The sequence below is a fragment of the Pantoea sp. UBA5923 genome, assembly GCF_002431095.1.
GTDB lineage: Bacteria > Pseudomonadota > Gammaproteobacteria > Enterobacterales > Enterobacteriaceae > Pantoea > Pantoea piersonii.
Genome location: NZ_DJDN01000047.1, coordinates 1 through 6,183 on the forward strand (window position 1 = coordinate 1; position 6,183 = coordinate 6,183).

The 6,183-nt window shown below is 56.9% G+C and carries 7 protein-coding genes; all 7 read right to left on the reverse strand.

From position 1 onward, the window contains the following. Window positions 1–353: POTRA domain-containing protein (locus B3797_RS11395; protein ID WP_414693070.1), on the reverse strand; the 353-nt coding region annotated here is incomplete at its 3' end. Between the two features lie 51 nt (window positions 354–404). Next, window positions 405–1,754 carry a sigma E protease regulator RseP gene (gene rseP / locus B3797_RS11400; protein ID WP_311791123.1) on the reverse strand — a complete coding sequence of 450 codons (1,350 nt, stop codon included), beginning with the start codon at window positions 1,752–1,754 and terminating at the stop codon, window positions 405–407. A gap of 12 nt (window positions 1,755–1,766) precedes the next feature. Continuing rightward, window positions 1,767–2,624, reverse strand: a complete 858-nt coding sequence (gene cdsA, locus B3797_RS11405) for a phosphatidate cytidylyltransferase (RefSeq protein WP_311791124.1) — start codon at window positions 2,622–2,624, stop codon at window positions 1,767–1,769. 18 nt (window positions 2,625–2,642) lie between these two features. Further along, window positions 2,643–3,395: a (2E,6E)-farnesyl-diphosphate-specific ditrans,polycis-undecaprenyl-diphosphate synthase gene (ispU, locus tag B3797_RS11410; protein ID WP_120455841.1), complete on the reverse strand. Its 753-nt coding sequence runs from the start codon at window positions 3,393–3,395 to the stop codon at window positions 2,643–2,645. 168 nt (window positions 3,396–3,563) lie between these two features. After that, a complete protein-coding gene (ispC, locus tag B3797_RS11415) occupies window positions 3,564–4,766 on the reverse strand; it encodes a 1-deoxy-D-xylulose-5-phosphate reductoisomerase (RefSeq protein WP_120455840.1) in 1,203 nt (400 codons plus the stop codon). A 145-nt stretch (window positions 4,767–4,911) separates the two neighbouring features. Beyond that, a complete protein-coding gene (gene frr / locus B3797_RS11420) occupies window positions 4,912–5,469 on the reverse strand; it encodes a ribosome recycling factor (RefSeq protein WP_120455838.1) in 558 nt (185 codons plus the stop codon). A gap of 141 nt (window positions 5,470–5,610) precedes the next feature. After that, window positions 5,611–6,183: UMP kinase (gene pyrH / locus B3797_RS11425; RefSeq protein ID WP_311791125.1), on the reverse strand; the 573-nt coding region annotated here is incomplete at its 5' end.

Consider the following 6,183-nt stretch of genomic DNA (forward strand, 5'->3'; position numbering starts at 1 on the left):
CCAGAGGCCTCAAGGTTTTGCTTGAGCTGATCCTCTTTCACCGCTTTGTTGCCGGTAAAGGTAATGCTGGCAATGGTAGGACGTTCTTTCACCTGAACAATCAGCGTAGTTCCGTCGCGCAGGACCTGAACATCCTCAAAGTTGCCGGTAGCAAAGAGCGAACGAATGGTATTTTTGACATCTTCGTCATTAACCGTATCGCCAACTCGTACCGGCATGCTCAGCAGAGCCGCGCCGACGGCGACTCGCTGCAGCCCTTCGAAATGAATATCCTTCACCACGAAATCGTCTGCACCGTAAACGGTGGCGCTGCTAAACAGCAGCGACGCTATGAGCAACTTTTTCATCGCCATCGTTATTATGCGTTTTCCTAACACATCCCGCGTCTGTCTGCGTTCCAGCTATTACAGACGTGAGAAATCATTGAAAAGTGCAAGCCCCATTAACAACACCAGCAAGATTGAGCCAATGCGATAACTGAAGTCCTGAACTCGCTCGGACACCGGTCCACCTTTGATCTTTTCGATCGCCAGGAAGAGCAAATGCCCACCATCTAACACCGGCAGTGGGAAGAGATTGATGATTCCGAGGTTGACGCTAATCAACGCCAGAAACATCAGGTAGTAAATCATCCCGTATTCCGCTGACAATCCTGCACCCTGCGCAATCGAAATCGGCCCGCTCAGGTTGTTCAGCTTCACATCTCCGGTAATTAACTTGCCCAGCATGGAGACCGTCAGCTTCATCAGTTGCCAGGTTTTCGCGCTGGCCTCACCAATAGCGTCAAACGCGCCATACTGCCTTACCGTTTTATAGGCTTCAGGCAGCGGAATCACGCGCGGGATTACCCCGGCGAAACCTTCTGCTTTCGCGCCTGGCCTGGCTTCCGGCGTTAACGTCAACTGCACCGTCTCGCCGCCGCGATCAACTTCCAGGGCCATATTTTTGCCGGGGTTATCCCGTACCTGCATCACAAAAGTCTGCCATTGCGTTAACGGCTGACCATCGACTTTAACGATCCTGTCGCCCGCTTGCAAACCGGCAACGCTCGCAGGCGACTTTGCCTGCACTTCCGCCAGCGTGGTTTCGATTTGCGGGCCGCGCGGGCGAATGCCCAGCGCAACGACCGGATCCTCTTTGTCTGGCTCAAACTGCCAGTTGCGCAGGTCGACATCTTTCTGCTGCGTCGCCTCTTCGCCGAAGCGAGAAACGGTCAGCACCGTATGTGCGTCGCCGATTTTGCCAATCAGCGCCATACGTACGGCATCCCAGTCAGGCGTTTCGATGCCATCTACCGCCTTAAGTTCCATCCCGCTGGCAATTTGCGCTTCCGCCGCCACCGAACCGTTCACAATTTCGCCAACCACCGGACGCACGCCGGGCACGCCGTGAATAAATACGACCCAGTAGGCGAATATGGCGAAGATGAAGTTAGCGACGGGGCCAGCGGCGATAATCGAGGCGCGCTGCCAGATGGCTTTATTGTTAAAAGCCTGATGACGCAATTCGGCGGGCACGCTTTCCACGCGCTCGTCGAGCATTTTGACATAGCCCCCGAGCGGGATCAGCGCGATAACATATTCGGTGCCCTGACGGTCGCGGCGCTGCCACAGCGCCTTGCCGAAACCGATCGAGAAGCGCTCAACGCGGACGCCGCAGCGGCGCGCCACCCAGAAATGACCGAACTCATGTACGGTGATGAGCACGCCAAGGGCGACGATAAAGGCGACAAAACTCCACAATATACTCAACATCTACGCCTGTCCTCAGAGAGTGCGGAACACCAGCAACAGCAAACAGGCGAAAACCGGCACTGCGGCAGTCAGACTGTCGATACGATCGAGAATGCCGCCGTGACCCGGGATCAAATTGCCACTGTCTTTGATACCCGCTTCACGTTTGAACATGCTTTCGGTCAAATCGCCCAGCACTGAGGCGAGAGTCGCCAGTACGGCGCAGACGATCAGCGTACCAGTGGAGACGCTCAGCGGCGCGAAGCTGGCGAACAGCCAGGCGAGCAGCGCAGAAGAGACCAGGCCGCCGAGAAAGCCTTCCCAGGTTTTCCCGGGCGACACCTTAGGCGCCAGCTTATGCTTGCCGAACATTTTGCCGAACATATAGGCGCCGGAATCGGCGCCCCATACCAGAAACATGACGAACAGCAGCCACCATGCACCCGCATAGTGGTCGCTGTCGTAGTGATACTGGCGCAGCGCCATCATGCCCCAGAAAAACGGCACCAGCGTGAGAACACCAAACACCAGACGCAGGGGACGCGAATTACGCCAGAGAGAGGCCGATGCCGGATAGAAGAGAACCAGAACCAGCGCCACAATCCACCATGCCAGCGACGCCCAGAGTGAAACGGCGACCTGCGGCAGATGGACATCGCGCTGATAAGGAGGAAGGGTAAAGAGCATCCCCGCCAGCAGCAGTCCGCAAATTACAGAGAGCCAGATACGCTGTTGACGCGACGCCATGCCCGCAAGCTGGCCCCACTCCCAGGCGCCCAGCATGCAGATGATAATCGTCGTAATCGCAAAACCAACGGGCGGTAACCAGAAAAGCGCAGCAATCACCAGCGGAATGAGAATAAGCGCGGTAATCAGACGAGACTTCAGCAAAGGTTACCCCCTGTTTGCTCAGGCGCCGCCTGGTGCAGCGCCGCCATAACGACGCTCCCGCAGAGAGAATGCATTCAGTGCACCTTCAAAAACGTGTTCATCAAAATCAGGCCAGAGAACATCGGTAAAATAAAACTCAGCATAGGCGATCTGCCACAGCAGGAAGTTGCTAATCCGATGCTCTCCCCCGGTCCTTATCACTAAATCCACTGGAGCCAGCCCCTGCATGCACAAATGTGCAGACAGGTTCTCCTCGGTGATCTGGTCAGGACGCAATAAACCTTCCTGAACCTGTTCAGCGAGTTTTTTCACTCCCTGGATAATATCCCAACGTCCGCCATAGTTCGCGGCAATATTGAGAGTCAGTCCACTATTTTGCTGAGTCAGTTCCTCGGCGCGACGAATACGCTCCTGAATACGGTTACTGAAACGGCTCACGTCCCCGATGATGCGCAGACGCACGTTGTGCTTGTGCAGGCTCTTTACTTCACTGTCGAGCGCCCAGACAAACAGCTCCATCAGCGCAGTGACTTCCTGAGCCGGACGGCTCCAGTTTTCACTGCTGAAGGCGTAGAGCGTCAGCGCTTCAAGATTATTGCTGACGGCGAAGCTGACGGAGCGGCGCACCGCTTTTACGCCCGCTTTATGGCCGGAAATACGCAGTTTTCCCTGATTTTTAGCCCAACGACCATTGCCATCCATAATGATAGCCACGTGACGTGGGCCCGTTCCCTGTTGGTCATCGGTTTTGTTGTGATTATTGGACGACATAACGCGTAATTAATTCCTGTTGTCAGAAATGCTGTGGTTTCTGAATACATTGCGCCCGGTACTCTCCCGCCCAAAAGGGGCGAGGCGCATCTGATGCGATGCCATACACGGAAACGCGAGCGAGCGACTATACCATTTTCGCCACAGGCGAACAAATAGCGGCGCGCGTTAACGCGAGGTCGCGAAACGCGGCAGCATCTCTGTGGCTCTGGCGCGCGCGGCGCGGTCGATATCCAGTACGGCGTCCACTGAATCCGGCTCCGCAAACGCCTGTGCCGCCAGCACTTCGCTGTTGAGCGCCGCGATGTCGGTAAAGCGAATCTGGTTATCCAGAAAGGCCGCCACCGCAACTTCATTGGCCGCGTTTAGCGTAGTGGTCGCCGCCTGCCCTGCCTCGCAGGCATCTATCGCCAGTTTCAGGCAAGGGTAGCGGGCAAAGTCAGGTTCGGCGAACGTCAGCGCGGACATGCGGGTGAAGTCCAGCGGCGTTACGCCTGCTGAAATACGCGCGGGCCAGGCCATGCAGTGTGCAATGGGGGTGCGCATATCCGGTGAACCGAGCTGAGCCAGCACGCTGCCGTCGCAGTAGCGCACCATGGAGTGGATCATCGACTGCGGATGCAGGATCACCTCCATTTGCGCTGCGCTGGCGTTAAATAACCAGCGGGCTTCAATGTATTCGAGACCTTTATTCATCATGGTGGCCGAGTCGACGGAGATTTTACGTCCCATCGACCAGTTCGGATGCGCGCAGGCCTGCTCCGGCGACATGGTCGCAAGGTCGGCCAGCGGCGTGTCACGAAAAGGACCACCCGATCCCGTAAGGATAATGGACTCAATGCCATTTTCCCGCAGGTCAGCGTATCCTAACTGATGCTGGATGGAAGCGGGCAAACTCTGAAAAATGGCGTTGTGCTCGCTGTCGACGGGCAGCAGCTGCGCCTGATAGTGGCGCACCGCCTCCATAAACAAACGGCCGCAGGTGACAAGCGACTCTTTGTTGGCGAGCAGCACGCTTTTTCCGGCGCGGATCGCCGCCAGCGTCGGCAGCAGCCCGGATGCGCCAACTATCGCCGCCATTACCTGATCCACCTCGTCAAGCGCGGCCAGCTCGCACGCGGCCTGAACGCCGGAGAGCACTTCGGTTGAGACGTTGAGTGCTTTCAGTCGTTCACGCAGCGCCTGTGCAGACGCCTCGTCCGCCATCGCGGCGTAGCGCGGCTGGAACGTTTGACACTGCTCCGCCATCAGCGCGACATTCTGGCCGGCGACCAGCGCGGTAATTTGATAAAGCTCAGGATTAGCGCGGACCACCGCCAGCGTGCTGGCGCCAATGGATCCGGTGGAACCCAGCAAGGTTAATCGCTTCATTAAGCTGTCCCTGTGAAGACGTCGAATAACTCCGCTCGCGCGGAAGGCATAATGTAAAACGCCGCCAGAGCGCATTCGCAATGAACACAGCTCTGAACGGCGTTTTATACCCAAGGATATCGGGTATAGAAAGCAACTGATGGGATCAGAACTCCATCAGCTCCTTCTCTTTTTCAGCCAGCGCCGCATCTACGTTTTTGATACGCGCATCGGTCATTTTCTGGATCTCGTCCTGAGTACGACGCTCGTCGTCTTCGCTGATCTCTTTATCTTTCAGCAAGGCTTTGATTTTGTCGTTAGCGTCGCGGCGCACGTTGCGCACAGAGACGCGGCCCTGCTCGGCTTCGCCGCGCACAACCTTGATCAGATCCTTACGACGCTCTTCGGTCAGCGCAGGCAGCGGAACACGGATGTCGCTTCCCGCTGAGCTTGGGTTAAGGCCGAGGTCAGAAGCCATGATGGCTTTTTCCACTGCCGGGCCCATGGAGCGGTCGAACACGTTGATTTTCAGCGTGCGTGAGTCTTCTACGGTAACAGAAGCGAGCTGACGCAGCGGCGTCGGCGTACCGTAGTATTCGACCACGATACCGTCGAGCAGTGAAGGAGAAGCGCGACCGGTGCGCACTTTGCTGATGGTGTTTTTAAACGCTTCGACGCATTTGTCCATGCGCGTTTCAGCATCTTTTTTGATGTCGTTAATCACGTTGAAACCCTTGGATTCGGTTTGACCTGGCCATTCCGGCGGGGCCGGAAGCGGTATCGCTGTTGAGCGATAATCCTGAATGGTGCGCGGTGACGTTCACCGCGCCGACAGAATATACCTTATTTTATCTTGCGTCGGGTATTAATGCGTAATCAGGGTGCCTTCTTTTTCACCCATCACTACGCGACGCAACGCGCCAGGTTTGTTCATATTAAATACGCGGATCGGCAGCTGATGGTCGCGCGCCAGAGTAAAGGCCGCCAGATCCATTACTTTCAGCTCTTTTTCCAGCACTTCGGCGTAGGAGAGCTGGTCATACAGCGTCGCATCCGGGTTTTTCACTGGATCGGCTGAGTAAACGCCGTCGACTTTCGTTGCCTTCAGCACCACGTCCGCTTCGATTTCGATGCCGCGCAGACAGGCCGCCGAGTCGGTGGTAAAGAACGGGTTGCCGGTGCCGGCGGAGAAGATCACCACGCGGTTGTTGCGCAGCAGGCTGATGGCTTCGGCCCAGCTGTAGTTGTCGCACACGCCGTTAAGTGGGATAGCGGACATCAGGCGCGCGTTCACGTACGCGCGGTGCAGCGCGTCGCGCATCGCCAGGCCGTTCATTACGGTCGCCAGCATGCCCATATGGTCGCCCACGACGCGATTCATACCCGCCTGTGCCAGCCCCGCTCCGCGGAACAGGTTGCCGCCGCCAATTACCACGCC